The sequence below is a fragment of the Paenibacillus sp. S-38 genome (assembly GCF_049942825.1).
In the GTDB taxonomy this organism is placed as follows: domain Bacteria; phylum Bacillota; class Bacilli; order Paenibacillales; family NBRC-103111; genus Paenibacillus_G.
Genome location: NZ_CP187970.1, coordinates 2,438,141 through 2,457,629 on the forward strand (window position 1 = coordinate 2,438,141; position 19,489 = coordinate 2,457,629).

20 protein-coding genes are annotated in these 19,489 nt (G+C 55.7%); 14 read left to right on the forward strand and 6 right to left on the reverse strand.

The features are described from left to right. Positions 1–9 precede the first annotated feature (9 nt). Together ACP26L_RS11325 and ACP26L_RS11330 are read right to left on the reverse strand one after the other, a co-directional pair. The gene (locus ACP26L_RS11325; RefSeq protein WP_426452620.1) at positions 10–1,734 is read right to left on the reverse strand and encodes a S41 family peptidase; all 1,725 of its coding nucleotides are present in this window, start codon (positions 1,732–1,734) and stop codon (positions 10–12) included. A gap of 16 nt (positions 1,735–1,750) precedes the next feature. Next, a complete protein-coding gene (locus ACP26L_RS11330; RefSeq protein ID WP_426452621.1) occupies positions 1,751–2,614 on the reverse strand; it encodes an S-layer homology domain-containing protein in 864 nt (287 codons plus the stop codon). Between the two features lie 215 nt (positions 2,615–2,829). Between ACP26L_RS11330 and ACP26L_RS11335 the strand changes: the two genes are divergently transcribed. From ACP26L_RS11335 to kdgT, 3 genes are all read left to right on the forward strand, one after another. After that, positions 2,830–5,157, forward strand: coding sequence for a helix-turn-helix domain-containing protein (locus ACP26L_RS11335; RefSeq protein WP_426452622.1), 2,328 nt, complete (start codon positions 2,830–2,832; stop codon positions 5,155–5,157). Positions 5,158–5,283: 126 nt separating this feature from the next. Further along, positions 5,284–6,297 (forward strand): tripartite tricarboxylate transporter substrate binding protein, encoded by a 1,014-nt coding sequence (locus ACP26L_RS11340; RefSeq protein ID WP_426452623.1) that lies wholly within the window; start codon positions 5,284–5,286, stop codon positions 6,295–6,297. A 61-nt stretch (positions 6,298–6,358) separates the two neighbouring features. After that, entirely contained in the window at positions 6,359–7,363 is a 1,005-nt protein-coding gene (gene kdgT / locus ACP26L_RS11345) for a 2-keto-3-deoxygluconate transporter (RefSeq protein ID WP_426452624.1), read from the forward strand. 135 nt (positions 7,364–7,498) lie between these two features. On the opposite strand, the gene ACP26L_RS11350 is transcribed toward kdgT, so the two are convergent. Beyond that, positions 7,499–8,080, reverse strand: coding sequence for an NAD(P)H-dependent oxidoreductase (locus ACP26L_RS11350; protein ID WP_426452625.1), 582 nt, complete (start codon positions 8,078–8,080; stop codon positions 7,499–7,501). Between the two features lie 114 nt (positions 8,081–8,194). On the opposite strand from ACP26L_RS11350, the gene ACP26L_RS11355 reads away from it, so the two are divergent. The 3 genes from ACP26L_RS11355 to ACP26L_RS11365 all read left to right on the forward strand — a co-directional run bounded on the left by ACP26L_RS11355 (position 8,195) and on the right by ACP26L_RS11365 (position 10,675). Further along, entirely contained in the window at positions 8,195–9,205 is a 1,011-nt protein-coding gene (locus tag ACP26L_RS11355) for an AraC family transcriptional regulator (protein WP_426452626.1), read from the forward strand. Positions 9,206–9,729: 524 nt separating this feature from the next. Continuing rightward, complete coding sequence (locus ACP26L_RS11360) at positions 9,730–10,242, forward strand: MerR family transcriptional regulator (RefSeq protein WP_426452627.1); 513 nt, start codon at positions 9,730–9,732, stop codon at positions 10,240–10,242. Then, on the forward strand, positions 10,235–10,675 hold the full coding sequence (locus ACP26L_RS11365) for an SRPBCC family protein (RefSeq protein ID WP_426452628.1): 441 nt from the start codon (positions 10,235–10,237) through the stop codon (positions 10,673–10,675). Before ACP26L_RS11360 ends, ACP26L_RS11365 begins: the two co-directional genes overlap by 8 nt. A gap of 183 nt (positions 10,676–10,858) precedes the next feature. On the opposite strand, the gene ACP26L_RS11370 is transcribed toward ACP26L_RS11365, so the two are convergent. Then, on the reverse strand, positions 10,859–11,176 hold the full coding sequence (locus tag ACP26L_RS11370; protein WP_426452629.1) for an alpha/beta hydrolase: 318 nt from the start codon (positions 11,174–11,176) through the stop codon (positions 10,859–10,861). Continuing rightward, the gene (locus ACP26L_RS11375; protein ID WP_426454905.1) at positions 11,103–11,438 is read right to left on the reverse strand and encodes an alpha/beta hydrolase; all 336 of its coding nucleotides are present in this window, start codon (positions 11,436–11,438) and stop codon (positions 11,103–11,105) included. Before ACP26L_RS11375 ends, ACP26L_RS11370 begins: the two co-directional genes overlap by 74 nt. A 198-nt stretch (positions 11,439–11,636) precedes the next feature. Between ACP26L_RS11375 and ACP26L_RS11380 the strand changes: the two genes are divergently transcribed. The 5 genes from ACP26L_RS11380 to ACP26L_RS11400 all read left to right on the forward strand — a co-directional run bounded on the left by ACP26L_RS11380 (position 11,637) and on the right by ACP26L_RS11400 (position 14,019). Beyond that, a complete protein-coding gene (locus tag ACP26L_RS11380; protein ID WP_426452630.1) occupies positions 11,637–12,404 on the forward strand; it encodes an isocitrate lyase/PEP mutase family protein in 768 nt (255 codons plus the stop codon). Positions 12,405–12,440: 36 nt separating this feature from the next. Next, entirely contained in the window at positions 12,441–12,998 is a 558-nt protein-coding gene (locus ACP26L_RS11385) for an NADAR family protein (protein WP_426452631.1), read from the forward strand. A 98-nt stretch (positions 12,999–13,096) separates the two neighbouring features. Then, on the forward strand, positions 13,097–13,306 hold the full coding sequence (locus tag ACP26L_RS11390) for a hypothetical protein (RefSeq protein WP_426452632.1): 210 nt from the start codon (positions 13,097–13,099) through the stop codon (positions 13,304–13,306). Between the two features lie 279 nt (positions 13,307–13,585). Next, positions 13,586–13,789: a hypothetical protein gene (locus tag ACP26L_RS11395; protein ID WP_426452633.1), complete on the forward strand. Its 204-nt coding sequence runs from the start codon at positions 13,586–13,588 to the stop codon at positions 13,787–13,789. After that, entirely contained in the window at positions 13,765–14,019 is a 255-nt protein-coding gene (locus ACP26L_RS11400; protein WP_426452634.1) for an alpha/beta hydrolase fold domain-containing protein, read from the forward strand. The genes ACP26L_RS11395 and ACP26L_RS11400 overlap by 25 nt, the downstream gene beginning before the upstream one ends. Positions 14,020–14,149: 130 nt before the next feature. Here ACP26L_RS11400 and ACP26L_RS11405 read toward each other — a convergent pair whose 3' ends face one another. Continuing rightward, the gene (locus tag ACP26L_RS11405; protein ID WP_426452635.1) at positions 14,150–15,667 is read right to left on the reverse strand and encodes a glycosyl hydrolase; all 1,518 of its coding nucleotides are present in this window, start codon (positions 15,665–15,667) and stop codon (positions 14,150–14,152) included. A 627-nt stretch (positions 15,668–16,294) separates the two neighbouring features. Here ACP26L_RS11405 and ACP26L_RS11410 point away from each other — a divergent pair. From ACP26L_RS11410 to ACP26L_RS11420, 3 genes are all read left to right on the forward strand, one after another. Continuing rightward, positions 16,295–17,167 (forward strand): carbohydrate ABC transporter permease, encoded by an 873-nt coding sequence (locus ACP26L_RS11410; protein ID WP_426452636.1) that lies wholly within the window; start codon positions 16,295–16,297, stop codon positions 17,165–17,167. Next, positions 17,168–18,001 carry a carbohydrate ABC transporter permease gene (locus tag ACP26L_RS11415; RefSeq protein ID WP_426452637.1) on the forward strand — a complete coding sequence of 278 codons (834 nt, stop codon included), beginning with the start codon at positions 17,168–17,170 and terminating at the stop codon, positions 17,999–18,001. 169 nt (positions 18,002–18,170) lie between these two features. Beyond that, positions 18,171–19,463 carry an ABC transporter substrate-binding protein gene (locus ACP26L_RS11420; RefSeq protein WP_426452638.1) on the forward strand — a complete coding sequence of 431 codons (1,293 nt, stop codon included), beginning with the start codon at positions 18,171–18,173 and terminating at the stop codon, positions 19,461–19,463. Positions 19,464–19,489: the final 26 nt, after the last annotated feature.

The window sequence follows — 19,489 nt, forward strand, 5'->3', positions numbered from 1 at the left end:
GTAAGGGAGCTACTCCACCGTGGTTACTTCAAGAACGGCGCCGCTCTTCAGCGGGTTCCCTTGGGCGGACTGCATCGGGGGCTGGATCGCCAGCCAGTACGCTGTTCCTGCCTTCAGGGCCTCAGCAGGAACGACATGCAGCTCGTCCGTCCGGCTCCAGCTGACCGCGACGGGTACCTCATGGCCCGTTTCCTGCTCAACCAGCCGAACGCGGTCCGCTGTCACGGAATCCGGGTTCATGCTCTGTGAGAAGACGACATGGAACGTCTTGTCGAGCGGCACCTGGCCCATGGTTCCCATATCCTTGAACCCTGGGTAGTAGAGCGGCCAAAGCTGCTCCAGTGCGGCCTCGCCTGCCTGAATCCAGGCCTCTTTGCTTCTTATCTCCACTGAGCCGGGCTCCGCTCTCTGGAGCAGATGGCGGAAGGCGGCCGTGTTCTGCTCCTGCCGGAGGACCTCTCCGGAGAGCATGAGCTCCTGACCATCCAGTCGGAGCCGGAGGTCGCCGTCCTTCGTGCCTGCTTCGGGGTGAATGAGCATGGCGGCGATCCGCAGCCAATCCTCCGCAGGCAGGGAAGCCAGGGACAAGTCGGGCTTCAGGCCGATGTGATTATAGCTCTCACCGCTGACACCACCGAGAAATTCCATATCCGTGAGAATCAGTACGCCGCCTTCGGGAAGCGGGATATGCAGTTGACTGACTCCTTTGCCGAACGTGGTTTCTCCAAGGGTATAAACCGCCTGATTCTCCTGGAGAGCGGAAGTCAGAAGCTCGGCTGCGCTTGCAGTAAGACGGTCGACCAGCAGGAAGACAGGCTTGCCGGGATTCCAAAGGGGACCGGAGGCCGATTCCAAAGTGTTCCCATCCTGCCTGGTGCTCAATTGAATCATTCCACTGCCGGGAGGCAGCAGCAAGTCTGCGATCTCGAGGGCGGGCAGTACCAATCCTCCGGTATTCCCCCGAAGATCAATGATGTAGCTGTCGGTGTTCTCCTGGGCCAGGCTGTCTGCTGCAGCGAGAAACTGTTCCGTTGTATCATCCGCCATCGTTATTAACCGGATATATCCGATATGGCCATCGAGCAGGGTACCCGTTACTACGGGCAGATCGATGAATTCCCGGGTTACCGGAATTTCAATGGTTCGGTCGTCCCGTTGAACGGATAGATACACGACACTTCCCGGCTCGCCTCTTAGGAGGGCTGCCGCTTCCGATTCGGGCATACCGGCAAGGAGGTTCCCATCGATAGCCTTGATGAAATCGCCAACCAGCAGACCGGCTTCCTGGGCAGGTGTGTCCGGATACACATCCGTAATGACCAGTCCCTCGGAGACGCCTTGAATGAAAGCGCCGATTCCTCCGTACTCCCGGTTGATGCGACCCAGGTAGTCCTCATACTCTGCTGCTGTCATGTATCGCGTATAGGGCTCGCCGAAACGCCCCTGCACCGCGGCGATCATGTCTTTGATGGAGTCCATCTCCAGGATATCGGCGGGCACTTCATACAGATAGTTATTCTGCAGGCACATGCGCACCATCTCGAGATCGCTCTGCGGCACCGGGGCGATGCTGCCGTCATACACATTCGAAGAAACGGTCTCTTCTCCGGCCGAAGCACAGACCGAGGTTTCGTCTTCAGCCGCTGCTGGAGCAGGGTGAGCAGCCGCCCCAAGCAGCAGGCTGCCGGCAAGGAAAGCGGATAATAGCAGGGAGTGCACACGTCTTGCTGTCATAAGTAAGGGGACTCCTTTAATAGATTTGAATAATTTCGACGTCCTGTGTCTCTGGAGACGGTACAGGTGCCGATGCCGAGTCATCGGTTTCATCATCATCGTCATCGTGGTCCGAGGCGGAATCTGAACTGCCTTTACCATCGGATGAAGACGAACCGGAACTGGAACCGCCGCTGCCGCCTGAGGAGGGGCTGCTGTCGTCAGGGCCCGGCTGAACCGGTGCCGGCTCCGGTTTCTTCGGCTCTTTCTGTTCCTTGTCCTGTGCAGCCGCATCTTCCGCCCGGATATACCGTGCGGTGACGGAAGCGGCCTGTTCAAGCGTCGTCGTACCCTGAGGCTGGAATTCATGGTTCGGGAAGCCGGAGATCAGACCGTATTCCACCGCGGCGCCAACCGCATCGCGCGCCCACGGGGAGATGGCGTCCTTGTCCGTGAACGTCAGCAGGTCGCCCTTGCCGCCGACCGGCAGACCCAGGGCGCGGACATACAGGACCACCATGCTTTCCCTGTTCAGCGGCAGTCCGCTTCCGAAGAGACCGCTTCCGACGCCTTGGACGAGGCCGGCCTTCGCGGCAGCTTCGATGTATGGATAGGACGGGTGGTCATCCGGCACATCGGTGAAGGTTGGCACCTCTGGCGGGGAGCTCACATCAAGAGCCAGCGCTCTGACGAGCACCCCGATGAAGTCTGCGCGGCTGATCGCCTCCTGGGGCCGGGCCAGAAGCTCGTCACCCAGCACGCCGCGGTCAGCCAGCTCCTGAAGCTCTGTCCGAGCATAGGATTGCTGGGCCTCCGGCGGCAGAAGTGCGGCCGCACCCGCCTGTGCGGTCAAGGAAACGGCGAGGAGTAAACTGAGACAAAAGGGATAACGTTTCAACAAGATAGGCCTCCTTGGCTAGCATTTCCAAGCTATTATATCAGGGGATAGGCCCGAATCATAGAGTTGTTCGACATTATTCTGCGAACATATAGGTCGTATGTTGCAGGTCTTGTGGTTCTGTATTCCCATTTCTTGACTTCCCCCTTCAACCAGATCAGAATAAATAGAATAAGAGAGAAATTCTGCCAGAGAGGCAGAAGAAGGGGGGCGGAAGAATGCTTCGAATCCGGTTCCACTATATACTAGCGAACAAAAGAACAAGGCTGATCCTGCTGCTCGCTCTCTGCATTTCGGTATGCATCGGAGCGATCGGTTTGTTCTCCTATGCCCAGTACCGCCGCGTGCTGGATACGGAGCTCAATACTCCGAATGTGGAGCTGCTCCAGATCAATCTGGATGTGACCAACCGGGCGTTCCGGGAAGCGGACAATAAGGCCGTCGATCTGTCTTACCAGGAGTCTGCACTCGGCTTCATCGGGGCGGATGCTTCGGAACGGGGAGCCCGGTCGGCTTCTCTTCAGGCTTACCTGCTGGCTCTTGCCGAGAAGCCGGATCTTCATTCGATCGAGGTGCTGGCCAGGGAAGGCCGCTCCCGCGTCTCGAGTCTGGACGGGTTTCAAGCCCTCTGGAGTGCAGGGGAGCCGTGGGACTCCTGGCTCCAGGAGTTGAATGACAAACCCCTGCTCGTGAAACGCAGAACTACGGACGGCCCGGCGGGTGCGGGACGGACCGAGCTCCTCAGCTTAGCGAGGGCGGTCCGTCAGAATGGGCAGGTCACCGGGGCCGTGATCGTCAATCTGGACTATGACCGGCTGTTCTCCAAGATGTATACCCCATCCACAAACTATCTGTATGTTTACAATCTGGATGGGGATCTGATCTACCCCAAGCTGAATATGCCGATACCGCTCTCCGAGATGCAGGCCGTGACCGGAGGACTCGATGTCCGGCCCTTCGCCTATGTGAAGGCGGACGGGCAGGAGTATATGGCCAACCAGACCTTCTCCGACGTGACGGGCTGGAGGATGATCTCCCTCGTGCCCATGGAGAAACTGCTGAAGAATGCCAAGCTCGCCCGCGATATGATGCTGCTGCTCTCCCTGCTCTCCATCACGGTGGGCTGCGCGGCCGTGTATTCCTATAACTACGCGGCCTTCCGTCCCTTGAAGCGGATTCAGAAGCTGCTGCATCCGGTGCAAAGAGACCCGGCCGCACAGGGAGATCTATATGACCTCGAACCGGTCATCGGCAAGTTGGTGGAGGACTGGCACAGGGAGTCGATGGTCGCCCGGCAGAGCCTGCCGGAGCTGCGGGCCAAGTTTCTTGAGGATCTGCTGGACCGAAGTCTCGGCGCCCGGGAGGCGCAGGCCAAGTGGGAGCAGTATTTTCAGGACTGGAGCAACGGCGACTTGACGGTGATCGTCGTATCCGTCGACCGGTACGGGGAGTGGGCTTCACGTTATCCGGTAGAGGACCGGATGCTGCTGAAGTATGCCATGAACAATATTCTCTTCGAGGCCCTGGAGCCTGCCTGGAGAGCGGTATGTATAGGGAATGGGCCGGATGGGGCCGTCCTGCTGCTGCAGCCGAGGAATGCGGAGTCGGAGGGCGGTACCGAGGCGCTGCAGCACGAAGCTGGACGGCTTCGGGAAGCGCTCTCGCAGTATTTGAATATGTCGGTGTCGTTCGGCATCGGGACCGCCGTACCGGTGGTCACCCAGGCGGCCCGCTCCTTATCGGAAGCAAGAGAGGCGTTATCGTACCGGCTCTATGCCGGGTACGGCAGCATCCAGGTCTACTCGGAGGCGATGGACCTCATCGCGAAGGACGAGCCGGCCGGTCATGGGGACGCAGGGCCGGCGGATGAGCTCGGCGCGTTGGCGGCTGGAGGCAGCCGGTCATGGGGGGAGTGGGCCCGGAGCTGGGCGGAGGCCTTCCGGGTGCGCGGAACGAGACCCTCCTGCGTATACAAGGAGGTCGATGCGCTCGTGGAGGAGCTGCTGAGAACCGCTGCTCTTCACGGGCTGGTTCCTCCGGCCGGGCTCGCCGATTATACCCCGGGCCAGGGCGCCGCCCTGGCGCTTGAAGAGATCGCGGACCTGCTCGAACACAGCTTGACGGCTGTGGCCGAAGGTCTCGGCAGCCGGAGACAGACGAGGGAATACCAGCTCGTGCAGCGGATGCAGGACTATATGGCGGCCCACCTGGACCGCAATATCGGACTGCAGGATATCGCGGACAGTGTGGGGATGGGGGTGTCGTCCGTGAGCGGCATGTTCAAGGAAGAGACGGGGAGCACGATCTACGACTATTTGACGCACCTTCGAATCGACAAGGCCTGCCGGCTGCTGGAGGAGACCCCGATGAAGATCGCCGACATCGCCCAGAGGGTCGGCTACCAGAATGAGAACAGCTTCATCCGTACGTTCCGCAGGGTTAAATCCATTACGCCGGGCAGGTACCGGGAAGGCACCAAATCTTCCGGCGGGTATGCAGATCAGCCGAAACCCCGCCCCTCCGGCATATCGGAGGATCTTCCGTAAGATTGAACGATTGGCCGATGGGCCGGTATGCGTTACACTCCCGTTATGCTGTGGTGAATTGTTAACCATCCATAACCTCGGGAGGTGATAGGGCACATCCTACTATAGAAGAGAGGCATGAACGTGATGACAAGACGATCGAGCCGCTGCCTGCGGAGGGCCGGCGCTGCCGCTTCACTCCTTCTGCTGCTGACAGCCTGCACGGGAGAGTGGCTTCCGGCGAAAGGAACGGGGAGCGGGACGGAGGCATTTCCCAGGAAATCGATCACCCTGATCGTCCCGTATGCCGCCGGAGGCGGGACGGACCTGACGGCCAGGGCGCTGGCCAAGGCGGCGGAGAAGCATCTTCCCCAGCCGATCACGGTAGTCAACCGGACGGGCGGCGGCGGCTCCATCGGGCTGATGGAAGGCGCGGGGGCCAAAGCGGACGGATACACGGTCACCTATCTCGTGGCGGAGCTGACGACGCTGCCGCATCTGGGACTGCTGCCGGTCACCTACGAGGACTTCAAGCCGATCGCCCAGACGAATCTGGACCCGTCGGCCATTACCGTGAGGGCGGAAGCGCCGTGGACTACGGCGGCGGAGTTTCTCGATTTTGCGAAAGCGCATCCAGGGAAGGTGAAGATGGGCAACGCGGGAACCGGCAGCATCTGGCATCTGGCGGCGGCCACCTTGGAGAAGGGCACGGGGGTCAAGTTCAGCCATATTCCGTTCGAAGGAGCCGGGCCCGCCGTATCCGCGCTGATAAGCGGCTTCGTCGACGCGGTGCCGGTAAGCCCGGCGGAAGTGAAGACCTATGTGGAGCAGGGGAAGCTGCGCATGCTCGCGGTGAATGCGGAGCAGCCGTCCGGAGCGCTGCCCGGTGTGCCGACATTGAAGGAGGCCACGGGTCTCAGCGTCCAGTTCACCGGTACATGGAGAGGGCTTGCCGTGCCGAAGGATACGACGGATGAAGTGACAGCGGTGCTGGCGGATGCGTTCATGAAGGCGGCGGGAGAAGAAGAATTCGGCAGGTACATGGAAGATAACGGGCTCGGGCTGCTTGTCCGGGACGGCGAAGGCTTCCGGGAGCAGATGAAGACCAGCCACGATGCCTTCGCCAAGCTGATCCCGGAGCTGGGATTAAGCCGGAGATAAGCCGGGCCTTCCCGGAACCAGCAGCGAAATATGCTACTGAGGAAGAAAGTGGTGATGTCAGATGGCTATCAAGAAAGCTTTGGATAAAATCCCCGGCGGCATGATGCTCGTACCGCTGTTCATCGGGGCGGTAGTACACACCTTTTGGCCCGATTCGGGCAAGTATTTCGGTTCCTTCACGAACGGTCTCATGACCGGAACCGTGCCGATCCTGGCGGTCTGGTTCTTCTGTATGGGAGCCGGCATCGACGTTAGGGCCACCGGCACGGTGCTGCGCAAGTCGGGGACGCTGGTGCTCACCAAGATTGCCGTGGCCTGGATCGTCGCGCTCATTGCCGGACAATTCCTGCCGGAAGGCGGGATCCAGTCGGGCTTCTTCGCGGGGCTCTCGGTGCTGGCGCTGATCGCTGCGATGGACATGACCAACGGCGGCCTGTACGCCTCGATCATGCAGCAGTACGGCACCAAGGAAGAGGCAGGGGCCTTCGTGCTCATGTCTCTCGAATCCGGCCCGCTCGTAACGATGCTGATCCTCGGCACCACGGGGCTGGCCTCCTTCGAGCCGCATCTGTTCGTCGGCGCGGTCCTGCCGTTCCTGATCGGCTTCATCCTGGGCAACCTGGATCACGACCTGCGGGAATTTTTCGGCAAGGCGACCCATACGATGATTCCCTTCTTCGGCTTCGCGCTGGGGAACTCCATCGACCTCGGCGTCATTCTGCAGACCGGCTTCCTGGGGATTCTGCTGGGTGCGGCGGTCATCGTGATCACGGGCATCCCGCTGATCCTGGCCGACAAGTGGATCGGCGGCGGGAACGGCACAGCCGGTCTTGCGGCTTCCAGTACGGCAGGCGCGGCGGTTGCCAATCCGATGATTATTGCGAACATGAAGCCGGAGTTCATGCCCGCGGCGCAGTCTGCAACCGCTTTAGTCGCGGCTTGCGTCATCGTCACCTCCATCATTGTGCCGATTCTGACGGCTTACTGGGCGGAAGGGATGAAGAGACGGAAGGTAAGTCAGGCACAGAACGTAGGCTCTGGCTCTGGGCAGGAGCGAACGGTGTAAGAGGCACAGTGGCCAACGAAGCGAAGGTTTGCAGACGTTCTTTGGACAGTCCGATCGGGAGGATCGGGCTGTTTTTCTGTGGTATGGGTGATCGGCAGGCGGCCTGCCCTGGATTGCCGGCCGGCTTTCCTGGCGCTATGCCAGCTTGGCGCCGAGCCGCCTCACCCGCTCCAGATACCCGGCGCGCTGCTCCGCCGTCGAAGATTTGATCGGCGTAATCTCGGTGATGCGCACCGGCTTGATACCGCAGAAGTGCAGGATATTGCGCTTCATGACGTTGTGCCCGGCGTGTCCGTAGATCCAGCGGTTGTACCAAGGGGGCGTATCCATCGTGACGATGAGCCGCGCGGTTTTGCCGGTGAGGAGTTTATCCCACAGCACGGAGTTCTTCCGGTACTGGAAGGCGAAGCCGGGAAGGAAGATCCGGTCGATGAATCCCTTGAGCACCGCGGGCATTGCCCCCCACCAGGTGGGATAGACGATCACAAGATGATCGGCCCAGCGGATGAGCTCTTGGGCTTCCTGCAGATCGGGCTCCAGCTCGGTTCTTTGGCGGTACCCGTACTTCAGCACGGGATCGAATGTGATCCGGCTGAGATCGATCTCCCTGACCTCGGCGCTGCGGCCTGCAGCTCCGTCCTTATATGCTTGAGACAGGGCAGTGCAGAAGCTCTGCGGGTCGGAATGTCCTGTGATTACTAGAATTTTCGTTGTCATTTCGGTTCTCCCCTTCGTTTCGGTGCGTTATACTCATCATAGGGCCTTTGGCCAAAGGAACCAATGATCTGAGGCGCAGCGAACCTGCTTAATCACGCAAAAGGAGGAGTGGACGTGAGCAGCCAGACGATGGCGATCTCCATGGTATACCCGGTGATGAAGACGATCGTCCATAAGGGGTTCGACCCGGAGTGCTTCTGCCGCTATGCATCCTTCGATTACAGCCTGCTGCAGGATGTGGAAGCCCGCATCCCGGCAGAGGAATTGGAGCGGCTGAATATCGCAGCCGTGGAGTATACGCAGGATGATTATTTTGGACTGCACCAGGGCCGGCTGATGGATGTGATGGATATGGGAATTCTGGGCTATGTGATGATGCACTCGGGGAAGGTAGCTGACGCGCTGTCAGCCTACCGGCGGTATAATGTCATTCTGTGCAGCGGCTTTAACCTGGATTGGAAGGAGGAGGGGGAGCACGTGCTGCTCCGGCTGTTCTCCGATGACCCGAAGGGCCGGCTATCCCGCCACTGCATGGAGGATATGGCCTCTTCGATCTATCATCTGATCGGCAGGCTGAGCCACCGGCGAGTACCGCTGACCGGGGTGGAGTTTATGCACGAGGCACCGGCTGATACGGCTCCTTACCTGCAGGTCTTCGGAGTAGAGCCCCGGTTCGGTCAAGCCGAGACGGTGCTGCGGATGAGCCGCGAGGTGATGGATTATCCCATCCTCTACTCGGACCCGAAGCTGCGCGGGATGTTCGAGTCGATCGCGGACGAAGCGCGGAACCGGCTGCTGCAGGGAAACACCTTCTCTGACCGGGTATATCATTGGATGATGAAATGCATGCCGGTTCACTTTCCAACGCTGCAGGAGACGGCGGATTCCTTCGGCATGAGCGCGCGGACGCTGCAGAGCAAGTTAAAAGAAGAGGATACGTCGTATAACGAGCTGTCGGCCGCCCTCCGCAAGGAACTGGCGTTAGGCTACTTGAAGCAGCCGGGATATTCCGTCGGGGATATCGCTTATCTGCTGCATTTCTCCGAGCCGAGCGCCTTCCAGAACGCCTTCAAGAAATGGACGGGGGTTACGCCGGGGCAGTACCGGGCGAAGGGAACGGCATAACGGAAGAGCCGACGGGAAGAAAAGCCGCGGCAGCGGCCAGGAACGGTGCCGGGGCTTCGACGCAGATGTGAAGGTGGAAACTGGAAAATAAAATACAGCTAATGATAAGGCGCCCGATAGGTTTATGTATCGGTGCGTCTTTTAGCTGTCTTTTTCTTGGGGAATGAGACGGAATACGAATGCCAGGAGACCATCCTCCTGGTCTATTTGGAAAATTATTGACACCCTTGGGGCGAATTGGAGGGCTCTTCAAGCATTACTGGATCTTGATCAAGCTGCTCGTGACTCTAGTGCTGATTGGGTCCGTCCGGTATAGGATATATGGGAGACTGGTTATCTCAACTCGTTCGCATCAGCACAAAGAGAGATTCCTGGCGCTTAGCGACGCCCTCTTTCTGAAGGCAAGTTATACGTGAACAAGCGGCATTGGAAAAAAATTCTTATGATTTCTTGACCATTACGTAACGTAACGGTTTATAGTGAAGTTACCGGTGAAATGCTAGCGATCAAGAAAGGGGCTGATCATGGAACGACGGTGGAAAGTCGGAGAACTTGCAAAAATGGCGGGAGTCACAATACGAACTTTGCGTTTTTACGACGGGATCGGCTTGTTTTCACCATCCGGCCATTCGCCGTCCGGCTACAGACTCTACACCGAAAAGGACATTTCACGCCTGCAGCAAATCTTGTCCTTAAAGGAGCTCGGGGTGTCGCTAGAGCAGATTAAAGCCGTTATGGTCGGAGATCAACTCAGCTTGTCAGACATTGTTGCTATTCAAATAGACCGCCTGAAAGAAAATATCCGCATGCAGCAGAAACTCTTGCACGAGCTTGAGAGTATATCGACGCGGATGCAAAGGAACGAACCGTTTACCGTTGAGCATTGTATGAACATCATGCGAACGATGAGAATGAATCATGAGAAGTTTTTCGCCGAGCGAAAATCGAGTATGGATCTCCACCTCGACCGCCTTGGGGAATATTTAGACGAGCATCCGGATGAACCCGGACAAGAAGGAGGCTTCGACTGTGACTGAAAGATCTGCCAAGCATTCCACATTTGTCATTGAACGAAACTATAACCATTCTCCTGCCCGCGTATTCGCTGCATGGGCAGGTCAGACAGGCAAAGCCAGCTGGTTTCCCAAAGCCGACGAGTTCGACTTCCGCGTCGGTGGACGCGAATTCAATCGCGGTGGTCCGCCTGGGGGACCGGTTTACATATTTGATGCTTGCTATCAGGAGATTGTTCAGAATAGGCGCATTGTATACTCATACACGCTGGATATGGAAGACAAGCGGATGTCTGTCTCCGTAACGACGGTGGAATTCGAGTCCGTGGGCGACGGCACGCGCTTGATCTATACCGAGCAGGGCGTTTTTCTGGACGGTCTCGATACGCCTGAACAGCGTGAACACGGAACTAGAGTGTTGTTGGAACGGCTCGGAGAGGCCCTGGACGGCCAATGAACGACCTAGCTTAAGAATCGAATATCCAGGCCGGTTTAAAAGCCAAAAAGGCAGCACAAAAAGGCGCAGCCAAGTCGTTTTTAAAAATAGGCTGCGTCTTTTTTCTTATTGTAGATTCAGCAGACTAGGAAGCTTCGGTAGCGGCATACCGTCCGGCAAGGTCTCATTTCCGTTGCAATGAACCTATGTAGCAGTCACGGTATCTAACCAACTTTTACATGCGTCCGTCCAGCTTTGCACGGGTCCTTTGGTTTTCCCCATGCCAAAACCGTGTCTTCCCGCCCTATACGCATGCAGTTCCGCTGAGACGCGTGCTTGTCGCAGTGCAAGATAGAAGTTGACGCTATGTTCTGCCGGAGTTACGGTATCATCATCTGCAACCATAATAAAAGTTGTGGGCGTATCCCTTGTAACCAACTTACCGGTACTATATTTCTTTAACACTTCCATAAGCGGGGGGGGGGGGGGAGCGGTCTCGTCCGTCGTTCTGGTCCCATCCATCGCAAGAAATGCAGGGATAACCTAATACGAGAAAATCGGGTCTGGCACTAATACGATCCACCGAATCAATAGGCTCATACACGATTCTGTCGTAGCAGGTGCCCAGAGTCGAGGCGAGATGATCGCCCGCAGAGAATCCCATCACTCCTACCTTATCCGGATGGATCCCATAGTGGGAGGCCATGCTCCGCACAAGCCTAACGGCTCTTTGCCCATCCTGCAAAGGAACATCGAGCGATTGTCCATGGCCGTCGCCCGGCATTCTGTGTTTGAGTACGAACGCGGTCACCCCAAAGGAATTCAACACAGTACGAGAGCAACCGCTCTAGTAGAGAGTGCCTTCACGTTGTAGTTCCTTCTGTTGTACTTCCCGAAAAAACGTCGGTATGGACCGTTCCATGATGTGGTATTATTTGGGGGAGTATGGGGGCCTAAACGATACATCTGGGAGGAAAAGAATATGAGTACAAGGGAGCTGTTTCAAAAGCTGCACGAATCGGACGAACTGCTCGTGTTGGGAAACGCATGGGATTTAACTTCTGCACGTATGCTCGAAAAAGCGGGGTTCAAAGCGATCGGTACAACGAGTTGGGGGATAGCCGAAAGTCTGGGGTACGCGGACGGGGAAGCGATCGATTTCGAACTGCAGCTTTCTGTGATTCAGCGAATTGTTGATCATGTACAGATTCCCGTCACAGCGGATATAGAGTCAGGCTATGGCCATAACGATGAGACGATTGTCAGCAATGTACTGAAGGTGGCGAATCTAGGGGTTTCCGGAATCAACATCGAAGATTCCATGAAAGGTGCCACAGGACTGAAGCCGCTCTCGGAACAATGCCATCTACTTACCAAAATAAGAGCGGCCTTAGATAAGAACGGTTTCGACCATTTTTTTATCAACGCAAGGATCGATGCCTATCTTCTGAATCTGAATCCGCTCAACGAAACCATGATTCGGATGAAAGAATATGTGGATAGCGGAGCATCCGGGATTTTCGTACCCGGGCTGAAGAATGAAGAAGAAATCAAAACCATCGCATCCAGCACCACTGCACCACTCAATGTAATGGCGCTTCCCGGCCTTACCGATTGGATCCAGCTGCAGAAACTGGGGGTTAGACGACTAAGTTTAGGAGGATCCTTATACCGTAAAATGGTTGCATTACTGGAGCAATGTGCGGTAGAAATGCTTGAATCTCGTAGTGCCTCCCTCCTATTCGAATAACCAAATCCAATAAAGTGCAGAGAGTGAGGGCCTGGGATGTACTATTCAATTAAAGAACTGCGGCATGCTTATCAAGCTGGGGAGGAAATACAGTTTCTTTTCTTCTGGGGCCATACGCCTGCAGCTGATGGCAGCATGAATGCCAGCTGCTTTAGTCAGTGGTGGGAAAGCCGCTTTGTTGTGGAAGGCGAACAATATAGCTGTGCCGAACAGTATATGATGGCTGAAAAAGCGAGACTTTTCAGGGACGATCGAATGGTTGAAGCCATTATGAATGCAAAAGATCCCAAAGAGATGAAGGCTTATGGACGGGCCGTTAAAGGGTTTGACAATGAGATCTGGGAAAGCCGTTGTTACGATATAGTGCGAAAAGGAAATCTGGCTAAGTTCAGTCAAAACAACAGCCTTTGGAGCTTCATGAAAAGCTGTAGAAACCGGATCTTTGTTGAGGCGAGTCCTGTTGACAAGATATGGGGGATTGGGCTTGCTAAAGATCATCCCAATGCACTTAACCCCATGTTATGGCCGGGAAAAAATTGGCTTGGATTCGCATTGACAGAAGTCCGTGATCGTTTGATTAGCAGTGAGGCTTAAGTAAACGGGATGCGATAGCGCATAAACAGGGAGTAGTTTGCCGAATGGCAGATGCTCCCTATTTCATGAAAGGGGCAGCTTCCAGCCACGGTAAACTGATGAACGATAGATGGTGGTATGGTGAGATTCAGAGCTACGAAATTGTAAGCATATGTGGGCTGAGCCCTACAAAGAAGAACGTGAAGGTGCGGGTTATTACCACAAATGAGAAAGAAAAGGAGATTACGGATACCTTCGTTCTGAAGAAAGAGCAGGGACTGTGGCTTCTGGATGACTTTAACAACCATATCGGTATCATCGGCCCGTAGAACAGTTACGGCAACCGTCATCCAAGTTGAACATGCACCATCCCAACGAAATCCATATAAAATTGTGCGGCAAAAGCAAGAATGCCTGCTGCTCTGTCTAAAAACAGCAAAGCCTGCAGCCAGGACAGCGGCAGACGGGGGTTGAATCCATCCCTCCGGCTGCCGCTGCTATTTTGTGCTGCTTATGAAGACTTACCCCGAAGCTTCCAGACGGAAGGGGGAATTTCTTCAGATCATTTATTGGTTTTGTTCGCTTGTTATGAGCGAGGAGATATCTTTTTGAAAGAGACCTTTATGCGAAGCATAACGGAGCGCAAAAAGATATGCCCGAGCGCCGATAAGGAGTATATTCTCCCTGGATTGGAAGCGCTGCGGGGGGCGGGGCAGCTGTTCAACGCCCTGTATCTGCAGGGGCACGATCCGGCGAATCCGCTGTCTCTCCACTGCTGCAGGAGTCGGTGGAGAGGCTGCCGGAGACCCTGATCGTGACGGCAGAATACGATATGCTCCGTCTGGAAGGGGAGACATATGCCGCCCGTCTGGCAGAAGCCGGGGTGTGCACCCGGCTGATCCGATACAGAGGAATGGATGACGCCTTCTTCGACAAGCACAGGGCTATCCGCAGGCCGAGGACTGCATGGATGAGATCGCAGCCATGCTTGGCGGGCTTGCCGAATAAGCAGGGCATCACAGCAATGCCTATAGCCACATAGCAATACAGACAGATAGAGACAGGGCAGGTTTCCCTCCGGAAAGGAGGTGGAAACCTGCCCTGTTGGTGCTGCACCTGAAGGGTCAGATGCCAGGAGCATTTGTCCTGATCTTAACCTGCAGACCGCAGAATTACTCCACCGTCACGTTGTCCACATAGATGGCGCTCGTGCCGCTGCTCCCGGATGCCGCCGTGAACTGGACGCCGAGCTCCCGCACGTCGGACAGGTTCGCGAGGCCGGCCAGCGAGAGGCTGAGCGTTGTGCCCGTCGAAGGGACCGTTACGGCTCCGCCGTCGTACCACTGGTAGGTGCTTCCGGTTTTGATGTACAGCTTGGCGGTAACGGTGCCGGTTCCCCAGGAAGCGCGGTTGACAGCGGCCTTCAGTGTGGATTTGGAGGACAAATTCTGTGCTGAGGCACGGCTGAGCGTGTATTCCTTGGTCGCAGCGCCGAGGTTCACATCCGCTTTGAGAGAAGAGCTCCCGCTGGCTTTCCACTCGGTCGTGGTCCAGGGGCCGCCGGTAATGTTCGTGCCGGCCCAGGACTCGGTGGAGCTCTCGAAGTTATACAGCGTCGTGGCGGTGCCTGTGCCTGGCGTCGAGCCTCCGCTCTCCGTGACCGAGCTCAGGTTAATCTCACCCCGGTTGACGATCCAGGAGTCGTTGAAAAGAGCGGAGGCATTCTGGTTGCGGTGCGGTGCCCAGCTGTCATTCCAGGCGAAGAAATACACCGTCTTGGGGAACTTGGTCTTGATCGCGTTCAGCCACTTGGTGTAATCGAACGTACCGAATGTATCCGGCCCGATCTCGGTGAGGGCGAACGGCTTGCCCAAGGCCACCAGTTCGTCGTAGCCGGTTACAGCCGTCTCCGGATTATCGTCATACGCGTCCAGGCCCACAATATCCACGTAGCTGCCGCCAGGATAGTATGCCGTACGATTGCCTCTGCTGAAGTCCGGTGCATAGATCCAGATCAGGTTATGCAGGCCCTTGGTGTTCGTGAAGTAGTTGTACATGTCGATCCACGCCGCCTTGAACGCCGCCGCATCCTGGCTGCCCCACCAGAACCAGTCGCCGTTCATCTCGTGGAAGGGACGCCACAGCACCGTTACCCCGGCATTCTGCAGGTCCAGCAGGCCGGCGGCCGTCTTATCCAGGTAGGATCTCCAACGCTGGCCGGTCGCGGTGCTCGGGTTCGTGAGATCGCTGAAGTTCGTCAGCTTCGTGTTCAGGTTGCCCCCCGTCGCGTAACCGGGACTCGGATAGTGAACGTTGACGGTGATCAGTCCGCCGCTAGTCGAGTAGGATTTCAGCGTGGAATTGCAGGTGTAGTCAATGAGCGTAGTGGGATCCGAGGCTGAAGCCCAGCCGGCCCCGTAATCGCAGCCGAAGATGCCGGGATACTGTCCTGTTGCCGTTTTTAACTCTTCAAGCTGGGTGGTAGAGAAGCCATTGTTGCTGTATCCGCCGAAGAAGCCGGAAACGGCCCGGTTATCCGTGCGGTTCGGCAGGTGGGTGAGCCAATTGTAAGTGTCCTTGGTTTTCTGAGAGGCGGAGGTGTCCACGGGCGCAGCCGTGTGGGCGTAAGCAGCCGGGACCCCGCTGACGAGCAGGGAAGTCAGGGTGAAGAGCATCAGAGTTTTTTTCATGAATCGCATCTCCTCTACATGAAATAAATAAAGCGCTTGCAAATAACGGATATCAGACTCTCACCGAACTCCTTTCCTCGGAATGAATCGCTAACATAGGGGAACCGATGGAAGGTAACTGCGATGCGTAGTTTGATCTGTTAGCGTTAATTTATCATAAAATGGGCTGGATGAAAAAGTCAATACATTTTTTGAATGCGTTTACTTAGCTTAAAGTCGGCGTATCTACAGGGTTTCATCCAAAAAGAAGCCTGTTTACTATTGAAAATGGGGAAGCATGCCTATATTTTGTTATATGTGTTATTATTACTGGCGCATCGCTGCCCCCCGGGGTTCCATTCCATGTCCCTTAAGACTATATGGATCCATTAGCGGTCCATTTGGATAATTGAAGACAAGAAATGCTTACTGAGTGCATTTTATCAAGGGATGAACCCCTCTATAATCAAAGCATGCAAGCGATAACAAATGGAGCCGGGAGGTCAGCACAGGCAGATGGAGAGCAGATACCGGGGGAGAAAAGCCTCGTGGAACACTAAGCATTATGCTTTGCAGCAATGAAGAAAGCGCATACTTAGTCAAAAGAGAAAGACGTAAAGACATTCGGATGGGAGGGGGCTGCGGCCTATGAATTTCAGCTACAACACGCAAAGATCCATTATTCTGGTCAGTTTTTTGAGCCTGCCGCTGCTGCTGCTTCTTACGTTCTCGTATTATCCGCTGTTCAGCTTGTTCTATTACAGCTTCCTGGAGTGGGACGGGTTAACCGAGAAAGTATTCGTCGGTTTCCAGAACTACCGGGAGATCTTCGGCAATGCGGAATACTTCGGTGTGCTGAAGAATAACGCCTATTACTTTATCGGCGGGCTCCTCCAGACGGGCCTGGCCCTGTATTTTGCCGTGCTGCTCAACAGCAAGCTCAAGGGGCGCAACGGCTTCCGCGTCATCCTGTTCCTGCCTTACATCATGCACAGTGTGGCCATCGTGTTCATGTTCCAGGCGCTGTACAACAACCAATACGGCACGCTTAACGCCTTCCTGGATCTCGTCGGACTCTCCGGCTGGAAGCAGAACTGGCTCGGCGACCCATCGATCGTCAACTTCGCGCTTGCGTTCGTATCCATGTGGAAGTACATGGGACTGAGCATGGTCATCTTCCTCGGCACCCTGCAGTCGATTCCGGGCGATATCTATGAGGCCGCCCGCATTGACGGCGCTTCCTCCACGCAGCAGTTCCTGCATGTGACGCTGCCGAGCATCCGCAAGGTGATGGAGCTCCTGCTGCTGCTGACGCTTACCGGTGCTTTGGAAGCGTTTGAGATTCCGTACATCATGATGCTCGGCGCAAACAACACGGAGACATTCATCATCAAGACCGTCGACGTGGCGTTCAAGTTCCAGCAGGTCGGCCTCGGCTCCGCACTCGCCGTCGTGATGCTGCTGATCGTTCTGGTGTTTGTCGGACTGCAGCGCCTGCTGCTGAAAGGAGGAGACGAGTAGATGAGAGAGCAGTCGGTCTTCATCCGGACGCTGCAGTATGTGTCATTGTTCATCGGGGTATTCGTCGTGTTATTCCCGCCTTATACGGTATTTATTACCTCGCTGAAGACGAAACAGGAATACCTGCAGAACCGGTTTGCCCTTCCGGCGGATTGGTTGCATTGGGAGAACTACGAGTATATTTTCACCAAAACGAAAATCCTGACGACGGCGTTCCCGAATACGCTGTACATCATCGGGCTGTCGGTGGCGGGCAATATCATCCTCGGCACCATGGTCGCTTATGCGCTGGGGCGCTTTGATTTCAAGCTGAAGAAGGTCATCATCGGGATGTACCTGCTCGCCTCCGTGACGCCGCTAGTAACGACACAGGTCGCCACCTACGGGCTGATGAATTCTCTGGGGCTGATCAACAACATTCACGCGCCGATCCTGCTGTACCTGGGGGCGGACGTCATCTCGATCATCATCTACCTGCAGTTTATCCGCAATATCTCTTACTCGCTGGATGAGAGCGCGATGCTCGAAGGGGCGTCCCTGTTCCGGATCTACTGGAATATCATCTTCCCGCTGCTGATGCCGGCGACGGTTACGGTTGTGATTCTGCGGACGATCTATATCTACAACGATTTCTACATTCCGTTCCTGTACATGACGAAGACGAACCTGCAGGTCGTATCCACTTCAATCTTCCAATTCGTCGGACCCAATGCGGCCAGCTGGAACTATATTGCGGCGATGATCATTGTTATTTTTGTTCCGGCGATTATCCTGTTCCTGTTCCTTCAGAAGTTCATTTATGCGGGTGTGACGAGCGGTTCGGTCAAAGAGTAGAGGGATTCGCACTGATAATACGTTATTATTGTTATTTTTCTTAATGATATTTAGTCAGTATTTTAGGACAATTTTTGATAACAGAATACAATGAAATTTGCAGCTGGGCTTTATACAATAGGGTTGTAAGCGATAACATTCATTTTCAGACGAAAAGGGGATTCTACACATGAACAAAATGTTCGGTACGATGCTGGCTGTTGCCCTTGCTTCCACCGCTCTGGCAGGCTGCGGAGGCAATTCCGAGCCGTCGATGGATGCGGCTCCTGCAGGTGACCAAGGAGGCAGCGGGGAAGTCAAAGGGAAGATTACCTTCGTGACCCAGCGCACGGACCTCGTGAATGACGGCACCTTCGACAAGTATGAAGAAGCCTTCAAGAAGAAATATCCGAAGGTCGAAGACATCGAATTTGAAGGGATCACGAACTACGAATCGGATATGCGCGTCCGGCTGTCCGCTAACAATGTCGGGGACGTCATGCTCATCCCGACGAACATCGCCAACAAAGATCTCGGCAAGTTCTTCGCTCCGGTGAACGGTCTGGCCGACAGCCTCGGCGACCTGTATTTCAAGGATTACAAGGCCGATAACGGCCAAATCTACGGGATCGTGTCAGGCGTGTCGACGGAAGGGATCGTGTACAACAAAAAGGCGTTCGAGAAAGCGGGCATCACTTCCATTCCGAAGACGCTTGATGAATTCTACGCCGCCTGCGAGAAATTGAAAGCGGCAGGCATTGTTCCGATCTACATCAACAACGGGGCGCAGTGGCCGATGAAGGAGTGGGGCGAGGTGCTCGTCCAGTTCTCGAGCGGGGACGCCAAGTACCTTGACAAGATGACCGAGACCGACGAGCCTTTCAAGGTGGAGGGTGCGTTCGGTAAGGGCTTCACGATCGTCAGAACGCTGAAGGAAAAAGGCTACGTGGAGAAGGATCTGTACTCGAACGTCTGGGAAGCCTCTAAAGGCGAAGTCGCCAGTGGCAAAGCCGGCATGTACTTCCTCGGCAACTGGGTGATCAACCAGGTGATCGGCGCGGGCGCGGCCAAGGAAGATATCGGCTACTTCCCGTTCCCATATGATAACAGCGGCAAGCTGAATGCCCCGCTCAGCGCCGACTACTTCTACGGCATCGACGTGAACAGCAAGAACAAGCCGCTTGCGGAGGCTTGGGTAAAGTTCATGGTGGAGGAAGCGGGCTATGTGGAAGCTTCCGGTTTCATCCCGCCGCAGAAGTCCAAAGCACCGGGTCTTGAGCAGCTTAAGGAATTCCAGTCCTACAAGCCGAACTTCATCGAGAACGTACCGACTTCCTCGAAATGGAACGATATCGGCAACAGAGCGAAGATCGACTTCTTCGGCGGCAAGTACATTCAGGACGTTCTGGAAGCCAAAGACCTGAAGGCGGAGCTCGACAAGCTGAACACGAAGTGGAAGGAAGCCAGAGCTTCGGTCAAGTAACGTCTGGAATCACATCAAATCACACC